We start from the raw sequence: 24,052 nt of genomic DNA, 5'->3' as shown, positions 1-24,052 counted from the left end.
CCGGGTGGCGCGCGCTGCGCCACCCGGCCTCGTCGACCCAGACGGAGAGACAGCGATGACCGAAGAACTGCCCATCGTGCAGATGCGCGGGATCTCGATCGAGTTCCCCGGGGTGAAGGCTCTGGACGACGTCGAGTTCCGCCTCTTCCCCGGAGAGGTGCACGCCCTGATGGGCGAGAACGGCGCCGGCAAGTCCACCCTCATCAAGGCGCTCACCGGCGTCTACCGGATCGACTCCGGAGCGATCGTGGTGGCCGGGCAGGAGAGGCGGTTCGCCGGAACCGGCGACGCTCAGGATGCCGGGATCTCCACCGTCTACCAAGAGGTGAACCTCGCACCCAACCTCAGCATCGGCGAGAACGTCATGCTCGGGCACGAGGTGCGGGGGCCGTTCGGCGTCGACTGGCGAGCCACCCACCGCGCGGCGACCGACGCGCTCGCCCGCCTCGGACTCGACCGGCTCGACACCCGCAGGCCGCTCTCCACTCTCTCGATCGCGATGCAGCAGCTCGTCGCGATCAGCCGCGCTATGGCCATCAAGGCCAAGGTGCTCATCCTCGACGAGCCGACGTCGAGCCTCGACGCCGCCGAGGTCGACGGGCTGTTCCGCGTGATGCGGACCCTCCGCGATCAGGGCGTCGCGATCCTCTTCGTCTCGCACTTCCTCGACCAGATCTACGCGATCAGCGACCGCCTCACGGTGCTGCGCAACGGACGCTACGAGGGCGAGTACCTCACGCGCGAGCTCGACCGGCACGCGCTGATCTCGAAGATGATCGGCAAAGACCTCGATGCACTGAAGTCGCTCGGCGGAAACCGCCGCACCGCCCCGCGCGCATCCGATGAGCAGCCGCTGCTCTCCGCATCCGGAATCGGCCGCCGGGGATCCGTCGAGCCCACCGACCTCGACATCCGCCCTGGCGAGGTGGTCGGCCTCGCCGGCCTGCTCGGCTCCGGCCGCACAGAACTCGCCCGCCTGCTCTACGGCGCCGATCGCCCCGACCAGGGGGAGCTGTCGCTGCGCGGGCGCAGCGTCAGCATCACGTCGCCCGCCGAGGGGCTGGCCCAGCGCATCGCCTTCTCGACCGAGAACCGTCGAGACGAGGGGATCGTCGGCGACCTGACCGTGCGCGAGAACATCATCCTCGCCGTGCAGGCGGAACGCGGGTGGGCCAGACCCATCCCGCGGCGGGAGCAGGATGCCCTCGTCGCGAAGTACATCGCCGAGCTGAACGTGCGCCCGGCCGACCCCAACCGCCTCATCAAGAACCTCTCCGGCGGCAACCAGCAGAAGGTGCTGCTCGGCCGCTGGCTCGCGACCCAGCCCGAGGTGCTGATCCTCGACGAGCCGACCCGCGGTATCGACGTCGGAGCCAAGGCGGAGATCCAGGAGGCCGTCGCGGCGCTCGCCGAAGAAGGGGTCGCCGTCGTGTTCATCTCATCGGAGCTCGAAGAGGTCGTGCGCCTCTCGGAGCGGATCGTCGTGCTCAAGGACCATGAGAAGATCGGCGAGATCCAGAACGGGCCCGACGTGACGGCCCAGGAGATCGTCGACGTCATCGCGGCGCACGGGACGGATGCCGCGGCAGCCACGCTCGACGACGCGCAGGGCGCCCTGCCCGAGACCATCACCGCAACGACCGCAGAGGAGGGCGCGCGATGAACAACGCGACCGCCGTCTGGCGAGACCTCATCCACAAGCCGTTCTTCTGGGGCATCATCGCGATCGTCGCGCTGCTCGTGCTCAACGTGATGAAGGACCCCGGCTATCTCGCCATCTCGATCAACCCCAACAACGGCAACCTGGTCGGCAACGTGATCGACATCCTGCGCCAGGCGGCCCCGATCATGATGATCGCGATCGGCATGTCGCTGGTGATCGCGACCGCGGGCATCGACCTCTCGGTCGGCTCGATGATGGCCGTCGCCGGAGCGGTGTCGATGGAGTTCCTCAGCGGACCGGGTGCGACCGGATCCGCCGGCGCGGCGTTCACCGCGGTCGGGCTGTCGCTGCTCGTCACAGCGGCGCTCGGCGCCGTCAACGGCGTGCTCGTCGCCTATGTCGGGCTGCAGCCGTTCATCGCGACCCTGGTGCTCATGCTCGCCGGCCGCGGCATCGCCAAGGTGATCACGGGCGGGCAGAACACCGCGGCATCCAACGAGTCGTACCGGTGGATCGCCAACGGCTACGTCCTCGGCATCCCCGTCGTCTTCATCCTCGCGGTCGCGATCGTGATCGCCGTCGCCTGGGTCGTGCGGCGCAGCGCCCTCGGCCTCATGATCGAGGCGATCGGCATCAACCCCAAGGCCAGCCGGATGGCCGGGATCAAGCCGAAGGGGCTGCTGCTGACCGCCTACATCCTCAGCGGCGTGCTCGCGGGTGTCGCAGGCGTCATGTCGGTCGGCAGCGTGATGACCGTCGACATCTCCCGCACCGGATACCAGCTCGAGCTCGACGCCATCCTCGCCGTCGTCATCGGCGGAGCCTCTCTCATGGGCGGCAAGTTCTCGCTCTCGGGCGCGTTCGTCGGAGCGCTCCTGATCGCCACCCTCGACAAGACCGTGCTGTTCCTCGGCGTCTCGTCGTCGGCTACTCCGGCGTTCAAGGCGCTCGTCATCATCGTCATCTGCCTGCTGCAGTCCGACCGCGTGCGGGCATGGTTCCGCCGGCGGAGGTCGGCCGCCACCGCCCCGAGCGTCGACGCACCGAAGAAGGAGGTGGCGGCATGAGCTCCGCGACCGCGACCCCCGCCCGCCCCGCCGGTGCGGCGCTCGCCGCCCGAGTCGGGCGCAGCGTCACCTCGAACCCGTCGGTGCTGCCGACCATCGCCTCGGTCGTCATCTTCGTCGGCATGATCGTCTACGGCGAGATCGCGTACGGGCGCATCGTGCAGGCCAGCACCCTGTCGAACCTGCTCATCAACAATGCGCACCTCATCGTGCTCGCGGTCGCCCTGACGTTCGTCATCATCACGGGCGGCATAGACCTGTCGGTCGGCTCGATCATCGCCTTCTCGTCGGTCGCGGGCGTGATGCTGGTGAACGCCGGATGGAACCCGTTCGCGGTCGCGGTGACGATGATCGTCATCGGCGCTGTGTTCGGCCTCGTCTCCGGCGTGCTGATCCGCTACTTCAACGTGCAGCCGTTCATCGCCACGCTCGCGATGATGTTCCTCGGGCGAGGGCTCGCCTCGCTGCTGAGCACGCAGCCCGAGCGGCTGCCCGAGGACTCGGGCCTGCGGTGGATCGGCGAGAAGATCAAGCTCATCGACGGGCCCAAGGTCAACGACCTGACCGTCACTCCGGCGGTGATCGTCGCCGTGATCGTCGTACTCGCCGCGTTCTTCGTGCTGCACCGCACGCGCACCGGTCGCACCGTGTACGCGATCGGCGGCTCCGAGAACTCGGCGCTGCTCATGGGCCTGCCGGTTCATCGCACCAAGGTGCTCGTCTATGTGATCAGCGGAGCCCTGGCGGGTCTCGCCGCTGTGCTCTACACCGCTCGCCTCGGCACCGCGCAGAACATCACCGGCATCGGCTGGGAGCTCGACGCCATCGCGGCCGCGGTCATCGGCGGCACGGTGCTCACGGGCGCGTACGGCTACGTGCTCGGATCGGTCGTCGGCGCGCTCGTGCTGGGCCTCATGACGGTCCTCATCACGAGGGACGGCGGCATTCCGCCCGAGATGACGACGATCATCACCGGCGGCATCCTGCTCGTGTTCGTGCTGCTGCAGCGCGCGGTCACCCGCAAGAAGGAGTAGCGCGACGGGCCGTACACTCGGGACGATGAGCGGATCAGGTCAGGCGCCCCAGCGCACGGCGGGTGTGCGCGAGGTCGCCGCGCTCGCCGGGGTCTCGCGTCAGACCGTGTCGCGGGTGCTCAACGAGCATCCGGAGGTCGCGACGGCGACGCGAGAGCGCGTGCTCGCGGCCATGGCTGAGCTCGGCTACCGCATGAACAATGCGGCGCGCGCACTCGGCACCCGCCGATCCCGAACCCTCGGAGTGCTCGCCTCGGATGCCCTGCAGTACGGTCCCTCGCGCAGCATCGCCGCAATCGAGGCCTCGGCCCGAGAGGTCGGCTACTGGGTGAGCGCCGCGTTCGCGGACGCCGGGGACGCCGCCGCCGTCGTCTCGGCTGTCGAGCATCTGGTCGCCCAGGGCGTGGAGGGCATCGTCGTCGTCGCGCCCCACGCCGGCACCCTCGAGGCGCTCGACGAACTGCGCATCGGCGTGCCGGTCGTCACCCTGCACTCCTCGGATCGCGGCGCGCGCGGTCTCTCGGTCGACCAGGTCGCAGGCGCCAGATTGGCCGTCGCCGCACTGGCGGATGCAGGGCACACCCGGATCGCCCATCTGGCCGGACCAGCCGACTGGCTCGAGGCGGAGTCCCGTGCCGATGGCTTCACCGCCGAGCTCGCGGCCCGCGGGCTGGAGCCCGGCCCGGTGCTCGCGGGGGACTGGTCGGCGGGCTCCGGCTACTCCGCCACCGCCGCGATCCGCGACTCGAGGGTCACCGCGGTGTTCGCGGCGAACGACCAGATGGCGCTCGGCCTGCTCGGCGGGCTGCACGAGGCGGGGCTGTCGGTACCAGGCGACATCAGCGTCGTCGGCTTCGACGATGTCCCGGACGCCGCGTACTACTGGCCGAAGCTCACGACCGTGCGGCAGGACTTCGATGAGCTTGCGCGGCGCGCGGTTGCCGCCCTGCTCGGCGGAGCGGACGCCGCAGCATCCGATCTCGCGCCGGTGGAGCCGGTGCTGGTGCGGCGCGACTCGATCGCAACGCCGCGCTGACCCGCGACCGGCCTGACCCGCGACCGGCCCGCTCCGCGCAGGGCGAGAGCCGCGCACTTGCGGCCGCACTGCGCCCTAACTCAGGAGATCCGCCGCACGTGCGGCCGCACCGGCCACGGGATTCCGGGAATGTGTGCCGGCGCTGGCCGCGGATCTCCTGAGTTGTGACGCACGCATCTCGCGCACTGCGCCCTTGACGCTCGCCGGGTGCCGGTGTCACACTGACTGTGACCGGTCACAGTGACCGGCGTGATGAGGTGCCCGTGACCAGTGCAGTTCCCGCCTTCACCCCCGAGGTCGAGGCAGCGATCCGATCCGTCCGCGCCGACGTCGCCCGCCTGCACGGCGAACTCGTCCGCTACGGTCTCGTCGTCTGGACCGGTGGCAACGTCTCAGGACGCGTCCGCCTCTCAGACGACGGCACCGCCGACCTGTTCGTCATCAAGCCGTCCGGGGTGAGCTACGACGACCTCGCACCGGAGAACATGATCCTCTGCGACCTCGACGGCAACGTCGTGCCAGGCAGCGAAGGCGGCGACCGCTCGCCGTCGAGCGACACCGCCGCCCACGCCTACGTGTACCGCCACATGCCACAGGTCGGCGGGGTGGTGCACACCCACTCGACCTACGCGGTCGCCTGGGCCGCCAGGGGAGAGGAGATCCCCTGCGTGATCACGGCCATGGCCGACGAGTTCGGCGGTCCGATTCCGGTCGGACCCTTCGCGATCATCGGCGACGACTCGATCGGCCGCGGGATCGTCGACACGCTCACGGGGCATCGCTCGCGCGCAGTGCTCATGCAGAACCACGGCCCGTTCACGATCGGCGTCGACGCGAAGGACGCGGTGAAGGCGGCCGTCATGGTCGAGGACGTCGCCCGCACCGTGCACCACGCACGGGAGGCGGGGCCGCTCATCCCCATCCCGCAGGCTGCGATCGACAGCCTGTACGACCGGTACCAGAACGTCTACGGCCAGAACTCGGATGCCCGCCGATGAGCGCCACCGCAGAGGCCATCCGCTCGGGCCGCACAGCGCTCGGCATCGAGCTGGGCTCGACGCGCATCAAGGCCTGCCTGATCGACGCCGACACCCACGAGGTGCTCGCGACCGGCTTCCACGACTGGGAGAACCGGTTCGAGAACCGCCTGTGGACCTACTCGCTCGACGCCGTGTGGAACGGCCTGCAAGAGGCCTACGCCGGCCTCATCGCGGATGCGTACGACCGCTACGGCATCCGCCCCTCCACCTTCGGCACCATCGGCATCTCGGCCATGATGCACGGCTACCTCGCGTTCGACCGCTCGGGTGACCTGCTCGTGCCGTTCCGCACCTGGCGCAACACGAACACCGGCCCTGCGGCAGCCGAGCTGACCGAGCTGCTCGGCGTCAACATCCCGCTGCGCTGGTCGATCGCCCATCTGCGCCAGGCCCAGCTCGACGCCGAGCCGCACGCCGACGAGGTGCGGTTCTTCACGACGCTCGCCGGCTACGTGCACTGGCAGCTGACGGGGCGGCGCGTGCTCGGCATCGGCGACGCATCGGGCATGTTCCCGATCGACTCGGCGACGCGCGACTACGATCAGCCGCTCATCGAGCGGTACGACGCCCACACCGGCGGCGACCTGCGCGCGCTGCTGCCCGAGGTGCTGGTCGCCGGTGCCGAGGCCGGTGCGCTGACGACCGCCGGGGCCGCGCTGCTCGACCCGACCGGAGCGCTGCAGCCCGGCATCCCGTTCTGTCCGCCTGAGGGCGACGCAGGCACCGGGATGGTCGCGACGAACGCCACGGCTCCCCGAACCGGAAACGTCAGCGCCGGCACCAGCATCTTCGCGATGGTCGTGCTCGAGCGTCCGCTCGCCGAAGTGCACCATGAGCTCGACCTGGTCACCACGCCCGCGGGTGACGCCGTCGCGATGGTGCACTGCAACAACGGCGCCAGCGAGCTGGCGGCCTGGGTGGGCATGTTCGCGCGGTTCGCCGAGGCATCCGGAACCCCGCACTCGGCGGATGCCGTCTTCGAGACCCTGTTCCGCGAGGCGCTCGACGGAGAACCGGACGCGGGCGGTCTGCTCGCTTACAATCACCTCGCGGGCGAGCCGATCACCGGCACCGACGAGGGCCGCCCGCTCTTCGTTCGCACCCCCGACAGCCGCTTCACGCTGGCCAACGTCATGCGCAGCCAGCTGTACGGCGTCTTCGGCACCCTGGCCCTGGGCATGCAGGTGCTCGCGGGCGAGGGCGTGGCGATCGACCGGATGTTCGCGCACGGTGGCATCTTCCGCACGGCCGGCGTCGCGCAGCGCTTCCTCGCGGGAGCGCTGAACGCCCCCGTCGCCGTCGGCGACACGGCATCCGAAGGCGGAGCCTGGGGCATCGCCGTGCTCGCGGCGTACCTCGGATCCGACCGTCCGCTCGGCGATCACCTCGCCGAGCGTGTGTTCGCCGGTGCCGCCATCCGGGTCGCCGAACCGATGGCCGACGACGTCGCCGGATACGCCGCCTATCTCGACCGCTACCGCGCCGGCATCGCCGTCGAGGTCGCCGCGGTCGCCGCTCTCTGACCCCCTCGACCGCACCAGCCGCACGCCAGAACGCAAGGAACCCCATGACCCGCACGCCGCTCACCACCGCCCTCGACGAGTACGAGGTCTGGTTCCTCACCGGCAGTCAGCACCTGTACGGTCCTGAGACGCTCGCGCAGGTCGCCGAGCAGTCGCAGCAGATCGCGCACCTGCTCGACGAGGCCGATGAGACCCCGGTGCGGATCGTCTGGAAGCCGGTGCTCACCGACTCGGTCGCCATCAAGCGCATCGCGCTCGAGGCCAACGCCGCCGACAACGTCATCGGCCTTGTCGCGTGGATGCACACGTTCAGTCCCGCGAAGATGTGGATCGCCGGCCTGGATGCCCTGCAGAAGCCTCTCGCCCACCTGCACACGCAGGCGAACGTCGAGCTGCCCTGGGCCGACATCGACTTCGACTTCATGAATCTCAACCAGGCGGCGCACGGCGACCGCGAGTTCGGGTACATCCAGACCCGGCTGGGCGTGCCGCGCAAGACCGTCGTCGGGCACGCCTCCGACCCGCGGGTGCGTCAGGAGCTCGGCACCTGGCAGCGCGCCGCCGCCGGCCTCGCCGCCGCCCGCTCTCTCAAGCTCGCGCGCTTCGGCGACAACATGCGCTTCGTCGCGGTGACCGAGGGCGACAAGACCGAGGCCGAGCTGCGCTTCGGCGTTCAGGTCAACACGTGGGGCGTGAACGATCTGGCGGATGCCGTGGCCGCCGCGTCCGAGCAGGAGATCGACGCCCTCGTCGCCGAGTACGAGGAGCTGTACGAGGTCGCCTCCGAGCTGCGCGCAGGCGGCGAGCGTCACCAGTCGCTGCGCGACGGCGCAGCGATCGAGATCGGCCTGCGCTCGTTCCTCGAGGAGGGCGGCTTCGGCGCCTTCACCACGTCGTTCGAGGACCTCGGCGAGCTGAAGCAGCTGCCTGGTCTCGCCGTGCAGCGGCTGATGGCCGAGGGGTACGGCTTCGGCGCCGAGGGCGACTGGAAGACGGCGATCCTCGTGCGCGTCGCCAACGTCATGGGGGCGGGTCTGCCCGGTGGCGCGAGCCTCATGGAGGACTACACCTACGACATGACCCCTGGCGACGAGCTCATCCTCGGCGCGCACATGCTCGAGGTCTCGCCCTCGCTCACCACCGCCAAGCCCACCCTCGAGGTCCACCCGCTCGGCATCGGCGGCAAGGGCGACCCCGTGCGTCTGGTCTTCACCGCCGATCCGGGCCCCGCGGTCGTCGTCGCGCTGAGCGACATGCGCGACCGGTTCCGCCTCACCGCGAACGTCGTCGAGAACGTCGAGCCCCGTGCCGCCCTGCCGAAGCTGCCCGTGGGGCGCGCCGTGTGGAAGCCGGCGCCGGACTTCACCACGAGCGCCGCAGCCTGGCTCACCGCCGGCGCTGCCCACCACACCGTGATGTCGACGGCCGTCGGGATCGACGCGTTCCGCGACTTCGCCGAGATGGCCGAGATCGAGCTGCTCGTGATCGACGAGTCCACCACGCTGCCCGAGTTCCAGAAGCAGGTGCGCTGGAACCAGGCCTACTACCGCCTGGCGCAGGGGCTGTGACGCCGACCGAGGCCGAGGGGCGGCCGCGCTCCGGCCGCCAGCTCGCCCTCGCGGGGCACGGCTACGAGGCGGTGATCGCGAGCGTCGGCGCGACGCTTCGCACGCTGACGCACCACGGCCGCGACCTGGTCGTGCCGTTCGAGGCCGACGACGTGCGTCCGGGGTACCGCGGGGCGACGCTCGCGCCGTGGCCGAACCGTGTCGTCGACGGTCGTTACGCGTTCGACGGCATGCAGCACCGGCTGCCGCTGACCGAGCCCGCACGCGGGCATGCCCTGCATGGACTGGTCGGCTGGCTCGAGTTCGCCGATCGGGTGGTCGAGTCGGATCGCGTCGTGCTGGCCGCGGTGGTCGAGCCGCAGGCGGGCTATCCGTTCCGCGTCGAGGTCGAGGTCGAGTACCGGCTCGACGCCGGAGGACTCACGCAGGTGGTCACCGGCCGCAATCTGGGTCCGGATGCCGCACCCTGGGGCACCGGTCCGCACCCCTACCTCGTCGCCGACGCTTCGGGCGCCTCGGCCGTCGACTCGTGGACGCTGTCGCTTCCGGCATCCGAGGTGCTGACCGTGACCGCAGACCGGCTGATCCCGGTCTGCGTCGAGCCGGTCGACAGGCATCCGCAGTGGGACTTCCGCACCCCGCGGCCGATCGGCACGACGTTCATCGACCACGCCTTCACCGCACTCGATCGCGATGGCGGCCTGTCGCGCGTCGAAGTGCGGGCGCCGGACGGCACGGGCACAGCGATCAGCTGGGGCGAGGCGTGTCCGTGGGTGCAAGTGCACACGGCAGACACCCCGGACGACCTCACCACGCACCGGGTCGGTCTCGCGGTGGAGCCCATGACCTGCGCCCCCGATGCCTTCACCTCCGGAATGGGCCTGATCGCGCTCGCCTCCGGCGAGTCGCACGCGGCCTCCTGGACGATCCAGGCGGTCTGATCCGTCAGCGGGACGCGCCGCGGGGCGACGGAACGCGCGAGGATGGAGTCATGAGCAGCGAAGCCGTGATCGTCGATGTCGTCCGCACCCCGGTCGGGCGCGGCAAGCCGGGCGGGATGCTGTCGGGCGTGCATCCCGTCGATCTCGCGGCTGGCGTGCTGCAGAGCGTCCTCGAGCGCAACGGCCTCGAATCCGGCCAGATCGATGACGTGCTGCTCGGCTGCGTGAGCCAGGTCGGCGACCAGGCGATGAACATCGCTCGCCAGGCCGTGCTCGCCGCGGGATTCGACGAGACCGTTCCGGCGACGACCATCGACCGCCAGTGCGGTTCGAGTCAGCAGGCCGTGCACTTCGCCGCGGCCGGCATCGCGGCAGGCGAGAGCGACATCGTGATCGTCGGGGGAGTGGAGTCGATGAGCCGCGTGCCGCTCGGCGCGTCGGCCGCCGGCGGGTCGCCCCTGTCGCCGCGGCTGCGCGAGCGCTACCCCGACGGCCTCGTCAACCAGGGCGTGAGCGCGGAGCTGATCGCGCAGCGCTGGGGCTTCGACCGCGGGCGTCTCGACGCCTTCGCCGCCGAGTCGCACGCCCGCGCGGCGCAGGCCTGGCGCGACGGCTTCTTCGACCGCACGGTCGTGGCCGTCGCAGAGGCGCCGGATGCCCGGATCGACGAGACAGTGCGCGAGGGCACCACGGCCGACAGGCTCGCGGGGCTTCCGGCATCGTTCCGCACCGACGCCCTCGCCGCACGCTTCCCTGAGATCGAGTGGGCGATCACGCCAGGCAACTCCTCGCCGCTCACCGACGGGGCATCGGCGGCGCTGATGATGAGCGCCGACCGCGCCGAGCAGCTCGGCCTCACTCCGCGGGCGCGCATCGTCGCGCTCGATGTGATCGGCGACGACCCGCTGCTCATGCTCACCGGCCCCATTCCCGCCACGCGCCGCGTGCTCGAACGCGCCGGCCTCACCATCGACGACCTCGACGCCTATGAGGTCAATGAGGCGTTCGCCTCGGTGCCGCTCGCCTGGGCCGCAGAGCTCGGCGCCGATCCGGCGAAGCTGAATCCGCGCGGGGGCGCGATCGCCCTGGGGCATGCGCTGGGCTCGTCGGGAACCCGCTTGCTCGGCACCCTGCTCGACCACCTCGAGGCGATCGACGGACGCCTCGGACTGCAGACCATGTGCGAGGGCGGCGGCATGGCGAACGCGCTCATCGTCGAGCGCCTCTGACCCATCGACTGAAGAGGGAGACCCCCGCCGACCCGATTCGGCGGGGGTCTCGCGGTCTGAGACCGCGGTGGGAGCGGCTCGCTCACCACGGCGCGGCGGTGGCAGGCACCCGATCCGGTCAAGCTCTGTCGCCGCGCACAGTCAGTTGTACGCGGCGCAGGTGACAGCAAGGTGAACAGCGACCCAACCCTCGGTGCAGGCGCTGAAAGCGCTTGCGTCCGAAGGCGCAAGGTTGGTCCTGAGGTGCCGGAATCCCCGCATCCGAATACTGGAAGCGCTTGCAGAATGACGCAGCGGGCTGTTACCTTCACAGCACAGCCACCGGCGCGCCGCCGCGCCCTTCCTGACGGAGTCCCTGTGTCGAAGAAGACCTCTCTACGCCGTACCGCCCTGCTCGCCACCGCCGCGCTCGTGGCATCCGGCCTGTCATCGTTCGGCGCCCTCGCGGCGCCGGCCGCCGCCGCCGACCGCACCGTCGCCCTCGTCGGCGACCTGCAGTCCGAGCTCGGCTGCACCGCAGACTGGGCACCCGACTGCGCCGCGACCGAGCTCGCCCCGACCGGGGCCGAGGGCATCTACTCGGCCGCGTTCGAGGTGCCGGCTGGCAGCTACGAGTACAAGGTCGCGCTCGACGACAGCTGGGATGAGGCCTATGGTCTCGACGGGGGCGGCGACAACATCCCGCTGACCGTCGCCGGGCCCGCCACCCTGCGCTTCACCTTCGACGCCGGGCTGAAGCGCGTCGGCGTCGCGGTCGAGGACCTGCGCCAGGGCTACTCATCGGACGACGACGCGCTCATCGAGAAGCCGGTGCGGCAGCCGGGGTCCGACGAGCAGTTCTACTTCGTGATGACCGACCGCTTCGCGAACGGCGACACGTCGAACGACACCGGCGGCATCGAGGGCGACCGCCTCGCGACCGGATTCGATCCGGCGAACAAGGGCTTCTTCCAGGGCGGCGACATCGCGGGGCTGCATGACCGGCTCGACTACATCGAGGGGCTCGGCACGACGGCCATCTGGCTCACCCCGAGCTTCGCGAACAAGCCCGTGCAGGGTACAGGCGACAACGCGAGCGCGGGCTATCACGGCTACTGGGTGACGGATTTCACGCGCATCGACCCGCACCTGGGCACCAATGCCGAGCTCGAGGCGCTCATCGCCGATGCGCATCAGCGCGGCATCAAGGTGTACTTCGACATCATCACCAACCACACCGCCGACGTGATCGACTACAGCGAGAAGCAGTACTCGTACATCGATCAGGCGACCGAGCCGTACAAGGCGGCCGACGGCACGGCGTTCGACCCGGCCGAGTACGCGGGCACCGACGGCTTCCCGGCTCTCGACCCCGCGACGAGCTTCCCCTACACGCCCGTGGTAGCCGAGGCCGAGAAGACCGCGAAGACGCCGGACTGGCTCAACGACCCCACGCTGTACCACAACCGCGGAAACTCGACCTGGTCGGGGGAGTCCGTCACCTACGGCGACTTCGACGGACTCGACGACCTGATGACCGAGCATCCGACGGTCGTGAACGGCTTCGTGCAGGTGTATCAGGACTGGATCGACCTCGGCATCGATGGATTCCGCATCGACACGGTCAAGCATGTGAACTTCGAGTTCTGGCAGACCTGGACCAAGGAGGTGCTCGACTACGCGCACGCGAAGGGCGACGACGAGTTCTTCATGTTCGGCGAGGTGTACGACGCCGACCCCGTCAAGCTCGCGCCGTACGTGCGCGACACCGACATGAACTCGGTGCTCGACTTCACCTTCCAGTCGTCGGCGGTAAGCTACGCATCGGGAAACTCGGCGAAGGGCCTGCAGACCCTGTTCGCCGGCGATGACCGGTACACGACCCCCGATTCGAGTGCGACGGCCCTGCCGACCTTCCTCGGCAACCACGACATGGGCCGGGTGGGCTCCTTCCTGCAGCGGACGGATGCTCCGCTGCAGCGCACCGAGCTCGCGAACGAGCTCATGTTCCTCACCCGTGGCCAGCCGGTCGTGTACTACGGCGACGAGCAGGGCTTCGCGGGCGCCGGCGGCGACAAGGACGCCCGTCAGACGCTCTTCGCCACCCAGGTCGACGAGTACGCGAACCAGAATCTGATCACCGGCGAGAAGGCGGGATCCGTCGACCGCTACGGCACCGACGCCCCGCTCTACGAGCACATCGCGGGGCTCTCGGCGCTGCGCGAGGCGCACCCCGCCCTGCGCGACGGTGCTCAGATCGAGCGCCACGCGGCGTCGGGCGCAGGCGTCTACGCCTTCTCGCGCGTCGACGCCGATGAGAAGGTCGAGTACCTGGTCGCGGTCAACAACGCGACCTCCGCGCAGACCGTCGACCTCACGACCCTCACCGCCGACGCCTCGTACGCCGTGCTGTACGGCGACGGCACGCCGGTGACGACGGATGCCGGCGCCGCGACGACCGTCACGGTGCCCGCCCTCTCGGCCGTGGTGTGGAAGGCGGATGGCACGGTCACCGCCCCGGCCGAGGCCGCGCCCGTGACGATCGCCGCACCCGCCCCGGGTGCCGGCCTCAGCGGACAGTCGCCTGTTCAGGCCGGCATCGCCGACCAGTGGGCGCAGACGAGCTTCGCGTGGCGCGTCGTCGGATCCGACGAGTGGCACGCGCTCGGCGCCGCCGAAGACACCGAGCCGCGCGTGTACCACGACATCCGCGGGCTGAAGAAGGGAACGCTGGTCGAGTACCGTGCGGTGACGACGGATGCCGCAGGCGGCCACGCCGCAGCATCCACCTACGCCTCGGTCGGCAACCAGGTCTCGCTCGCCGTCGACGAGCAGCCCGAGTCGCCCATCGAGATGGTGACCGTGCCTGGCAGCCTGAACTCCGAGATGGGCTGCGCCGGCGACTGGGATCCGGCCTGCGAGAAGGCGAAGCTGACCCTGCGCGCCGACGGCGTGTGGGCTGGCACCTTCGATCTGCCAGCAGGCGACTACGAGTACAAGGCCGCCATCGACGGCAGCTGGGCGGTCAACTACGGCGCGAACGGCGTGCCGGACGGGCCGAACGTCACCGTCTCGCACAAGGGCGGGCCCATCTCGTTCTATTTCGACCCCCGCACGAACATCGTGCAGTCGAGTTCGGAAGGCCCGATCGTGACCCTGCCCGGCTCGCTGCAGGAAGAGCTCGGCTGCGCAGGCGACTGGATGCCCGACTGCCTCGCCACGCTGATGGCCGACGGCGACCGCGACGGGGTGTACGAGTTCTCGACCTCATCGCTGCCGACGGGCGCCTACGAGCTGAAGGTCGCGCATGGACTCAGCTGGGCCGAGAACTACGGAGCCGGCGGGGCGAGGGACGGCGCGAACATCTCGTTCAGCGCCACTGAGGGCAAGGTCACCTCGTTCCGGTACACGCTCGCCACGCACGTGCTCGAGGTCACGGCAGACGACGCGCCGCTGCCCGGCACCGGCGAGCTGCGTGCGCACTGGATCGACGAGACGACCATCGCGTGGCCGGCTGACCTCGGCTCGACCGATCGTGCCGCGTACGAGCTGTACGCCTCGGCAGACGCCTCGGTGAAGGTCGCCGACGCAGAGGTGACCGCCGCCGAACCGATCGCGCTCGAGCAGATCGCCGGCGGACTCACCGATGCGCAGAAGAAGCGCTTCCCCGCGCTCGGCGGCTACCTCGCCCTGCGGGTGCCTGATGCCGACGTCGCGGCCCTTCTGAAGGGTCAGCTGGCCGTCGCGCAGCGAGACACGACCGGTGCGCTCACCGCCTTCACGGGTATGCAGATCGCGGGTGTGCTCGACGACCTCTACGCCGACCAGGTGCAGAAGCAGACGCTCGGTGTCACGTTCGCGGGCGTCAACCCGACCTTCCGCCTGTGGGCGCCCACCGCGCAGAGCGCGACGCTGCTCACCTGGGACGCGGAGGCCGGCGCCGACGCGGAGCCAGTCCGTCACAAGGCCGCGTACGACCGGGCATCGGGCGTCTGGACGGTCAAGGGCAAGAAGGCCCTGAAGAACGACGAGTACCTGTGGGAGGTCGTCGTCTACGCCCCGACCACGGGCAGGATCGAGACCAACCGCGTCACCGACCCGTACTCGGTCGCCCTCACCGAGAACTCCGAGCGCTCCGTCGCCGTCGACCTCGCCGACAAGGCGTTCCAGCCCAAGGACTGGCGCAAGACGAAGACGCCCGTGGTCGACCGGCCCGTCGATCGCGCGATCTACGAGCTGCACATCCGCGACTTCTCGATCGGTGACACGAGCGTGCCAGCCGCTGAGCGCGGCACGTACCTCGCCTTCACCCGCGACGGTGCAGGGGCGAAGCAGCTGCGTCAACTGGCGGATGCCGGGATCAACACGGTGCATCTGCTCCCCTCGTTCGACATCGCGACGATCGAGGAGAACCGCGACGCGCAGGCGACGCCGGCGTGCGACCTCGGCTCGTACGGCCCGGCCGACACGGCGCAGCAGGCGTGCGTATCGGCGATCGCCGGCGACGACGGCTTCAACTGGGGCTACGACCCGTACCACTACTCGACCCCCGAGGGGTCGTACGCGGTGAATCCCGAGGGCGGGGCGCGGGTCGCCGAGTTCCGCTCGATGGTCGGGGCGCTGCACGGCATGGGCCTGCAGGTGGTGCTCGACCAGGTCTTCAACCACACCGCCGCCTCGGGCCAGGGCGACCGCTCTGTGCTCGATCGCGTCGTTCCCGGCTACTACCACCGCCTCAACGCCGCGGGCGCCGTCGAGACCTCGACCTGCTGTCAGAACGTGGCGACCGAGAACGAGGTCGCGCAGAAGCTCATGGTCGACTCGGTCGTCACCTGGGCGCGGCACTACAAGGTCGACGGATTCCGGTTCGACCTGATGGGTCACCACTCGGTGGGCAACATGCTCGCCGTGCGCGAGGCGCTCGACGCGCTCACCCTCGACGAGGACGGCGTCGACGGCAAGGCCATCTACCTCTACGGCGAAGGCTGGAACTTCGGCGAGGTCGCGAACAATGCGCTGTTCGAGCAGGCCGTGCAGGGTCAGCTCGGCGGCACGGGCATCGGCACGTTCAACGACCGGCTGCGCGATGCCGTGCACGGCGGCAGCCCGGTGGACGGCTCGTCGACGTTCCGTCAGGGTTTCGGCACCGGACTCGGCACGGACCCGAACGGCGACCCGATCAACGGCAGCACCCCGCAGGCGCTGGCCGACCTCGGGCACGAGACCGATCTCGTCAAGCTGGGCCTCGCAGGCAACCTGCGCGACTTCTCGTTCACGACCAGCGACGGCAAGGTCACCTCGGGTGATGACATCGACTATCGCGGCTCCCGTGCCGGATACGCCGACGAACCCGACGAGGTCATCAACTACGTCGATGCGCACGACAACGAGACGCTCTACGACCTGTCGGTCTTCAAGCTGCCAGTCGGCACCTCGATGGCAGACCGGGTGCGCATGAACACGCTGTCGCTCGCCACGGTGACGCTGTCTCAGTCGCCGTCGTTCTGGCACGCGGGCACCGAGCTGCTGCGCTCGAAGTCGCTCGACCGCAACAGCTACGACTCCGGTGACTGGTTCAACCGCATCGACTGGACAGGCAAGGAGTCGACCTTCGGCTCCGGTCTACCGATGGCGGCCGACAATGAGGGCAAGTGGGGTGCCATGCGTCCGCTTCTCGAGAACCCTGCGCTCGAGCCGAAGGCGGCCGACATGGCCGCGGCCGAGGCATCCGCGCTCGATCTGCTGCGCGTGCGCAGCGAGGTCGACCTGCTTCGCCTGGGTTCGGCGAAGCTGATCGAGCAGAAGGTCACCTTCCCGAACGGGGGAGCGGATGCCGCGCCCGGCGTCATCGTCATGCAGATCGACGACCTCGTGGGTGCCGACGTCGATCCCGCTCTCGACGGCGCACTCGTCGTGTTCAACGCCTCGCCGGATGCCGTCACGCAGACGGTCGACGGTCTCGCCGGCCGCTCGTTCGCGCTGACGCGGGCACAGGCCAAGGGTGCCGACGCGGTCGTGAAGAAGACGACGTGGGATGCCACGACCGGCACGGTCACCGTGCCAGCCCGTACGGTCGCCGTGCTGGTCGACGCCCAGGGGCGCTGACGCCCTCAGCGCACGCGAAAGCGCCGGTCACCCGAGGGTGGCCGGCGCTTCCGCTTGAGCGATCAGATCGCGATCACTGCGCCGCGGGCGGCGTGACCGAGATGAGCACTGCGGTGTTGCCCTGCATCGCCTTCTTCACGCTGATCACGGTGCCGTAGCCGACCCCGTCGTCAGCGGGGTTGCCGCTGCCGAGCAGGGTGTTGCCCAGGTCGAGACCGTAGAGGGCGGTGGCGGGCGAGCCGTCCGCGTTCACCACGCGAGTGGAGTACGGGGCGTCACCGACCGACGGCACGACGACCGAGGCGTCACGCAGGCGGTAGTACAGCTGGCCGTCGCGAACCTCGAGGCCGGGCACCCAGCCCTTGTCGTCGGTGAACGTGCTCACCGGCGGCTGCGGGGCCAGCGTGGTGCAGGCCTCGTTGTAGTTCTCGTCGACCGAGCAGTCCTTGAACGAGTACGTCGGCTGCAGACCGAACGCGGCGTTCGACGACTGGGCGCGGCTGGAGATGTTCTTCAGCGGCGACGGGTCCATCGCGGCCTGTGCGCCGGTGCGGCGCAGCGGGTCGAAGTGGCTGTCGACGAGCAGCAGGCCGCCCTTCGCGCCCCAGCTCGGCAGAGCCGTGTGGTTGGACGCGACGTGGTTGGTGCTGCCGTAGGTGGTGTCGCGGTACCAGACCAGCGCACCAGGTGCGTTGTACGGCACCTTCTCGACCTTCCAGGCCTCGTCGCTGTACACCGTGGTGTAGCCGTACTTCAGGCCCTCGTCGAAGCCGTCGAGGTTGCGCCACTCGACCAGGTAGTACTGCGCCTTGATCTGGGTGCCGCTGTCGTGGTGCCAGCCGGCGCCGGTGGTGTCGGTCCACGTGCCGACCGCGGCGGTCCAGCCGTTGTCACCGTTCTCGACGTCGTCGCTCCAGACGGTGTCAGCGCCGCTGGTCAGGGCGAAGTCGTCGGCGAACCAGCCGCGCTCCTCGAAGGCCGCGTCGGTCGCCTGACGCAGGCGCACCTGGATGCTCTGACCGGCGTACGCCGACAGGTCGATGTAGTCGTGACGCCATCCGTCGCTGGATCCGGTGAGGCCGTACTTCTTGCCGCCGAAGTCCTTGAGGCGCCCGTTGGGGTCGGAGTAGCCGTCGTCGGTCGAGACCAGCGCGCCGGCCTCGTCGTAGACCTTCTGCTCGCCCCACGTCTTGCCGCCGTCGGTCGAGACCTCGACGAAGCCGTAGTCCCAGTCCTCCTCGATGACGTAGTCGTTCCACATCCAGAACTTCGCGTTCGCGGGAACGCTGTCGATGCTGCGGGTGAGGGTGACGTCGGCCCAGCTCTGGTCTGCACCGGAGTACCACATGTCGTCACCGCTGTGCGGCGTCGACAGCACGATCTTCTTGTCGGGCAGATTCACCTTGATGCCGTCCTCGGTGCCCTTCTTCGGGCGCGAGGTCTGGCCCACCTTGATGGTGCGGGTGTCGTCGCCGGGGTTCACGACCTCCGGGTCGGCCCAGCCGAGCACCCACTTGTCCCAGAGGCCCATGTGGGTGGGCATCGACTGGAAGATGGGGCCGGAGTGCGAGCCCGAGCTCATCAGATCCCAGAAGTCGACGTCGGAGTTGCCGGCGTTCGACGTGTCGTAGAGGTCGGGGAGACCGAGGTCGTGCCCGTACTCGTGGGCGAAGACGCCGACGCCCGAGTCCTCGGGCTGCACGATGTAGTTCGAGATCTTGAGGTCGGTTCCGGGGATCGTGGCGCCACCGGCGACAGCCGACGAGTGCGCCCAGATGGCGTAGGTACCCTCTTCGCCGCCGCCGCCGGACTTGTCGGCACCGGCGTGCACGAGCACGACGTGGTCGATGACGCCGTCGGGCTCGTTGACGTTGCCGTCGCCGTCACGGTCGCCCTGGTCTTCGATGTCGTAGTCGGCCCACGGGAAGTCGGGGTTCTGCGCCGCCACGGCCGCAACCGCGTCGATGGGCAGCTGGCCCGGTCCGAGCGGGTTGTCGGGGTGGCCCTGCATGTCCTGCATGGGGCCGGCCTCCCACTCGCCCTTGTCGTTCTTGTGGCAGACGGTGGCGCCGTAGTAGCCCTCGGAGTGGGGCACCTTGACCCACTCGGTGGCCTCGCCGCTGAGCGAATAGGCGCCGCGCGACATCTCCTCGTACATCTTCTTCATGGTGTAGCCGGAGATGTCGAAGCCGGGCTTGCCATCGGGGCCGGTGAGGTCGGTGCGCACGCGCTCGGTGATGCCCTCGTCGGTGAACAGCATCTTGTTGAAGTGCTCGCTCGAGAAGTCCGGCACCCACATCGAGTTGTTGTCGAGCTGCTCGGTGTCGGCGGGGTTCGGGATGTTGTTGTGCAGGGTCGGGCCCTGAACGCTACCCGGCTTGCAGTCGGTCGCGCCGAATTCCGTCGGCACGTAGAGGTCGCTGAAGTCCTCGGTGCCGTCGAACTCGACGAGGATCGTGAGAAGCTTCGCCTCCTGCGTGCCCTTCGCCTTCTTCAGGGCCTTGGGGCTCTTGCCGGTCTTGATCGACTTCGCCTCGGTCTTGGCCAGCTGCGCTGCGGCCTTGGGGTTGCCCTGGGCGAACTTCTGGTCGTGAGCGGTGGCCTTCTCGATGGCCTCGCCGCTCACCGAGCGCTTCATCTGACCCTTGGTGTTGGCGATCGGCGCATCCGCCGGCACCTCGACCATGTTGTCGGCTCGAGGCGCGACGTAGTTCATGTAGTACTCGTCAGAGCCGATCTGCGGCGCCGCCTGTGGGGCCCCGGTGTCGGGCGACGGTGCCGCGGTCGCGCTCGCTCCGCCGAAGGCCGTGAGGCCTGCGGCAGCGATCACGAAGGCGGACGTCGCGGCCACGGCGCGTCGTCGCGCTGGGGCAGTCCGATGTGACATTGCTTCTCCCTTCGGACACCGTCGTGAAGGGATCTCGCGACGGTGCGAAATGAAGCGCCCCGGTCAGGGCGCACAGATAAGGGTTTACCTGTCGAATCGCTGAGAGGGAAGAGGAAGCGCCGGAAAAGATTCGGCGATCGGATGCTCCGGCACGCGGTTCGACCATTTACTAGGAAGCCCTAGTAAATGGTCGGTGCTCCGCGTATCCTGGTCACAGTGCCAAAGAAGGTGCAGAGGAGTGTCAGCACAATGACCCGTATGATCCCCCATTTCGTAGGCGGAAAGCATGTCGAATCCGTCGGCGGCCGCGTCGCCGACGTCTTCGAGCCCAGCACGGGCGCCGTGCAGGCCCGCGTGCCCCTCGCCACCACCGACGAGGTGCGTGCGGCGATCGACGTCGCCGAGGCCGCGCAGCCGGAGTGGGCGGCGACCAACCCGCAGAAGCGCGCCCGCGTGCTCATGCGCTTCGTCGATCTCGTGAACCGCGACATGGACGAGATCGCGCGCCTGCTCTCGAGCGAGCACGGCAAGACCTTCGAAGACGCCAAGGGCGACGTGCAGCGCGGACTCGAGGTCATCGAGTTCTGCATCGGCGCACCGCACCTGCTCAAGGGCGAGTTCTCGACCGGCGTGGGCGCCGGCATCGACGTCTACTCGATGCGCCAGCCGCTCGGCGTGGTCGCCGGCATCACGCCGTTCAACTTCCCGGCGATGATCCCGCTGTGGAAGGCCGGTCCCGCGATCGCATCCGGCAACACCTACGTCCTCAAGCCGAGCGAGCGTGACCCCTCGGTTCCCGTCAAGCTCGCCGAGCTGTTCCTCGAGGCCGGCCTGCCCGCCGGCGTCTTCAACGTCGTGCACGGCGACAAGGAGGCGGTGGACGCCCTGATCGCCGATCCGCGCATCCAGGCGGTCGGCTTCGTCGGCTCGACCCCGATCGCCGAGTACATCTACACGACAGCGATCGCGAACGGCAAGCGTGCGCAGTGCTTCGGCGGCGCGAAGAACCACCTCATCGTGATGCCGGACGCCGACCTCGACCAGGTCGCCGACGCCCTGATGGGCGCCGGCTTCGGCTCGGCGGGCGAGCGCTGCATGGCGATCTCGGTGGCGGTGCCGGTGGGGGAGGAGACGGCGGATGCCCTTGCCGCCAAGCTCACCGAGCGCGTCGCCGAGCTCAAGGTCGGCCCCTCGCTGTCCGAGGGCGTGGACTACGGGCCGCTCGTCACCCGCGATGCCGTGAACCGGGTCACGGGGTACATCGAGCAGGGGCTCGACGAGGGCGCGACGCTGCTCGCCGACGGGCGCGGCTTCACGGTCGAGGGCCATGAAGACGGCTTCTATCTCGGACCGACCCTGTTCGACCACGTCACCACCGACATGGCGATCTACCGCGAGGAGATCTTTGGGCCCGTGCTCGTGATCGCGCGCGCCGCCGACTATGAAGAGGCGCTGGCGATGGCATCCGACCACGAATACGGCAACGGCGTCTCGATCTTCACGCGCGACGGCGACGCCGCCCGCGACTTCACCGCGAGGGTGAACGTCGGAATGGTCGGCGTCAACGTGCCGATCCCCGTGCCGATCGCGTACTTCACCTTCGGCGGCTGGAAGCGCAGCGGATTCGGCGACCTCAATCAGCACGGCACCGACGCGTTCCGCTTCTACACGAAGACGAAGACGGTCACGAGCCGCTGGCCCTCGCACGGGGTGCGAGACGGAGCAAGCTTCGTCATCCCCACCATGAACTAGTCCGCGACCGATCGCTCAGGAATCAGAACGATGACCATGATCACGACCACCGTCACCGCCGAGGAACGAGAGGCGATCCTCGACGCCGTGCGCGAGTTCGCCGAGACCGAGCTCGCCCCCTTCGCCGCCGAGCGCGACGAGAAGCACATCTTCCCCCGCGAATCGCTGCACCGCGGCGGCGAGCTGGGGCTGGGCGGCATCTACGTCGGCGAGGAGTTCGGCGGCACAGGGCTCGCCCGCGTCGACACCGTCGCCATCTTCGAGGAGCTGGCGAAGGGTGATCCTGCGGTCGCCGCGTACATCTCGATCCACAACATGGTGGCGTGGATGATCGACACCTACGGCGACGACGCTCAACGCGCCCAGTGGCTGCCGCCGCTGACCGCCATGCAGCAGTTCGGCGGCTACTGCCTCACCGAGCCGGGAGCGGGGTCGGATGCCGCGAACATCGCCACCAGCGCGACCCGGGACGGCGACGACTACGTGCTCACGGGCGTCAAGCAGTTCATCTCGGGCGCGGGCGAGGCCGGGGTGTACGTGGTGATGGCGCGCACGGGCGATGCCGGATCGGGTGCAAGGGGGATCAGCGCGTTCCTCGTGCCCGGCGACGCCGACGGCCTCAGCTTCGGCGCCCCCGAGAAGAAGATGGGCTGGCACGCCCAGCCCACCAGGCAGGTCATCCTCGACGGCGTGCGGGTTCCGGCCTCGGCGATGCTCGGCGACGAGGGCCGCGGTTTCGCCATCGCGATGTCGGGCCTCAACGGCGGCCGGCTGAACATCGCCGCCTGCTCGCTGGGCGGCGCGCAGTGGGCGCTCGAGAAGGCCGTGCAGTACGTGCACGAGCGCGTCGCCTTCGGCGAGCCGCTCGCCGAGAAGCAGTCGATCCTCTTCGCGATCGCCGACATGCGCACCGAGCTGCAGGCCGCCCGCCTGATGGTGCAGGACGGCGCGCGGGCAGTCGACGAGAAGGCCCCGGATGCCACGATGCGCTGCGCCATGGCGAAGCGGTTCGCCACGGACGCGGGCTTCGAGGTCGCCAACAGGGCCCTTCAGCTGCACGGCGGCTACGGCTACCTTCAGGACTACGGAGTGGAGAGGGTCGTGCGCGACCTGCGCGTGCACCAGATCCTGGAAGGGACGAACGAGATCATGCGACTCATCGTCGGACGCGAGATGCTGCGCCCAGCCGGATCGGCCTCGATGCGGAGCGCATCATGACGCGCATCGCCTTCCTGGGCCTCGGCCACATGGGCCTGCCTATGGCCGTGAACCTCGTGAAGGCGGGGCACGAGGTGCACGGCTTCGACCTCATGCCGGCCGCGACCGACGCGGCCAGGGCCGCCGGCATCCCGGTCGCCGCGAGCGGGGCCGAGGCGGTGGCCGAAGCCGAGGTCGTGATCACCATGTTCCCCGCAGGCAGGCACGTGATCAGCGCATACGAGGATGAGCTGCTCGGCGCGGCCGCCCCCGGAACCCTGTTCATCGAGTCGTCGACCATCGCGGTCGACGAGGCCCGCACCGCCCACGAGCTCGCGCTCGCCGCCGGACATCGCAATGTCGACGCGCCCGTCTCCGGCGGCGTCGTCGGCGCCGAGAACGGCACTCTGGCGTTCATGGTCGGCGGGTCGGATGACGACTTCGCGGCGGCGCTGCCGCTGCTGGAGGCGATGGGCAAGCGCATCGTGCACTGCGGCGGACCAGGCCTCGGCCAGGCAGCCAAGGTGTGCAACAACATGATCCTGGCCGTCTCGCAGATCGCCGTCGCCGAGGCTTTCGTCCTCGGCGAGCGGCTCGGCCTCGAGCACCAGGCCCTCTTCGACGTCGTGTCACAGGCATCCGGTCAGTGCTGGTCGATCACGACCAACTGTCCCGTTCCTGGGCCGGTGCCCACGAGCCCGGCCAACCGCGACTACCAGCCCGGTTTCGCCGGAGCGCTGATGGCGAAGGACCTGGGGCTCGCGCTGCAGGCGATCGAGCAGACCGGAACGGATGCCAGGATGGGCCGCCTCGCGCAGCAGCTCTACGCCGCGTTCGCCGACGGCGAGGGTGCCGGTCGCGACTTCTCGGGCATCATCACCGACATCCGCGAGGGCACTGTGTGACCGCCGTGTCGCGCGGCTGAGCTCCCATCCCCGTGGCCCTCGAGGCCGTCCCGTCACCGGCGAGGCGGCCGCGTGGGCCACGCGCACGCGGAGCGCCAGCGTCGTCGCGACAGGCGAACTGAGATA

General features: G+C 69.5%; 14 protein-coding genes. 13 read left to right on the top strand and 1 reads right to left on the bottom strand.

All coding sequences use genetic code 11. The annotated features are described in order from the left end of the window. The first annotated feature begins 55 nt into the window (after positions 1-55). The 10 genes from JOE67_RS06530 to pulA all read left to right on the top strand — a co-directional run bounded on the left by JOE67_RS06530 (position 56) and on the right by pulA (position 17,185). The gene (locus JOE67_RS06530; protein WP_204974687.1) at positions 56-1,663 is read left to right on the top strand and encodes a sugar ABC transporter ATP-binding protein; all 1,608 of its coding nucleotides are present in this window, start codon (positions 56-58) and stop codon (positions 1,661-1,663) included. After that, on the top strand, positions 1,660-2,730 hold the full coding sequence (locus JOE67_RS06525) for an ABC transporter permease (RefSeq protein ID WP_204974686.1): 1,071 nt from the start codon (positions 1,660-1,662) through the stop codon (positions 2,728-2,730). The genes JOE67_RS06530 and JOE67_RS06525 overlap by 4 nt, the downstream gene beginning before the upstream one ends. After that, positions 2,727-3,764, top strand: coding sequence for an ABC transporter permease (locus JOE67_RS06520; RefSeq protein ID WP_204974685.1), 1,038 nt, complete (start codon positions 2,727-2,729; stop codon positions 3,762-3,764). The genes JOE67_RS06525 and JOE67_RS06520 overlap by 4 nt, the downstream gene beginning before the upstream one ends. Positions 3,765-3,789: 25 nt before the next feature. Continuing rightward, positions 3,790-4,800, top strand: coding sequence for a LacI family DNA-binding transcriptional regulator (locus tag JOE67_RS06515; protein ID WP_204974684.1), 1,011 nt, complete (start codon positions 3,790-3,792; stop codon positions 4,798-4,800). A 263-nt stretch (positions 4,801-5,063) separates the two neighbouring features. Next, positions 5,064-5,798: an L-ribulose-5-phosphate 4-epimerase gene (locus tag JOE67_RS06510; RefSeq protein WP_204974683.1), complete on the top strand. Its 735-nt coding sequence runs from the start codon at positions 5,064-5,066 to the stop codon at positions 5,796-5,798. Continuing rightward, positions 5,795-7,363, top strand: coding sequence for a xylulokinase (locus tag JOE67_RS06505; protein WP_204974682.1), 1,569 nt, complete (start codon positions 5,795-5,797; stop codon positions 7,361-7,363). Before JOE67_RS06510 ends, JOE67_RS06505 begins: the two co-directional genes overlap by 4 nt. 44 nt (positions 7,364-7,407) lie before the next feature. After that, entirely contained in the window at positions 7,408-8,931 is a 1,524-nt protein-coding gene (gene araA, locus JOE67_RS06500) for an L-arabinose isomerase (RefSeq protein WP_204974681.1), read from the top strand. Beyond that, the gene (locus JOE67_RS06495) at positions 8,928-9,872 is read left to right on the top strand and encodes an aldose epimerase family protein (RefSeq protein WP_204974680.1); all 945 of its coding nucleotides are present in this window, start codon (positions 8,928-8,930) and stop codon (positions 9,870-9,872) included. The genes araA and JOE67_RS06495 overlap by 4 nt, the downstream gene beginning before the upstream one ends. 50 nt (positions 9,873-9,922) lie before the next feature. After that, positions 9,923-11,101, top strand: coding sequence for a thiolase family protein (locus tag JOE67_RS06490; RefSeq protein WP_204974679.1), 1,179 nt, complete (start codon positions 9,923-9,925; stop codon positions 11,099-11,101). Between the two features lie 285 nt (positions 11,102-11,386). After that, positions 11,387-17,185, top strand: a complete 5,799-nt coding sequence (pulA, locus tag JOE67_RS06485) for a pullulanase-type alpha-1,6-glucosidase (RefSeq protein ID WP_204974678.1) — start codon at positions 11,387-11,389, stop codon at positions 17,183-17,185. 73 nt (positions 17,186-17,258) lie between these two features. On the opposite strand, the gene JOE67_RS06480 is transcribed toward pulA, so the two are convergent. Next, a complete protein-coding gene (locus JOE67_RS06480) occupies positions 17,259-20,072 on the bottom strand; it encodes an immune inhibitor A domain-containing protein (RefSeq protein WP_204974677.1) in 2,814 nt (937 codons plus the stop codon). A 249-nt stretch (positions 20,073-20,321) separates the two neighbouring features. Between JOE67_RS06480 and JOE67_RS06475 the strand changes: the two genes are divergently transcribed. The 3 genes from JOE67_RS06475 to mmsB are packed head-to-tail and all read left to right on the top strand — an operon-like array spanning position 20,322 to position 23,926. Next, a complete protein-coding gene (locus JOE67_RS06475; RefSeq protein WP_204974676.1) occupies positions 20,322-21,824 on the top strand; it encodes a CoA-acylating methylmalonate-semialdehyde dehydrogenase in 1,503 nt (500 codons plus the stop codon). 30 nt (positions 21,825-21,854) lie between these two features. After that, positions 21,855-23,042 carry an acyl-CoA dehydrogenase family protein gene (locus tag JOE67_RS06470; RefSeq protein ID WP_204974675.1) on the top strand — a complete coding sequence of 396 codons (1,188 nt, stop codon included), beginning with the start codon at positions 21,855-21,857 and terminating at the stop codon, positions 23,040-23,042. Continuing rightward, positions 23,039-23,926, top strand: coding sequence for a 3-hydroxyisobutyrate dehydrogenase (gene mmsB / locus JOE67_RS06465; protein WP_204974674.1), 888 nt, complete (start codon positions 23,039-23,041; stop codon positions 23,924-23,926). Before JOE67_RS06470 ends, mmsB begins: the two co-directional genes overlap by 4 nt. Positions 23,927-24,052: the final 126 nt, after the last annotated feature.

The organism is Microbacterium esteraromaticum (genome assembly GCF_016907315.1).
GTDB classification, from domain to species: Bacteria; Actinomycetota; Actinomycetes; order Actinomycetales; family Microbacteriaceae; genus Microbacterium; species Microbacterium esteraromaticum.
Note: the sequence above shows the minus strand (reverse complement) of the source record. Positions and strands in the feature narration are given on the sequence as shown.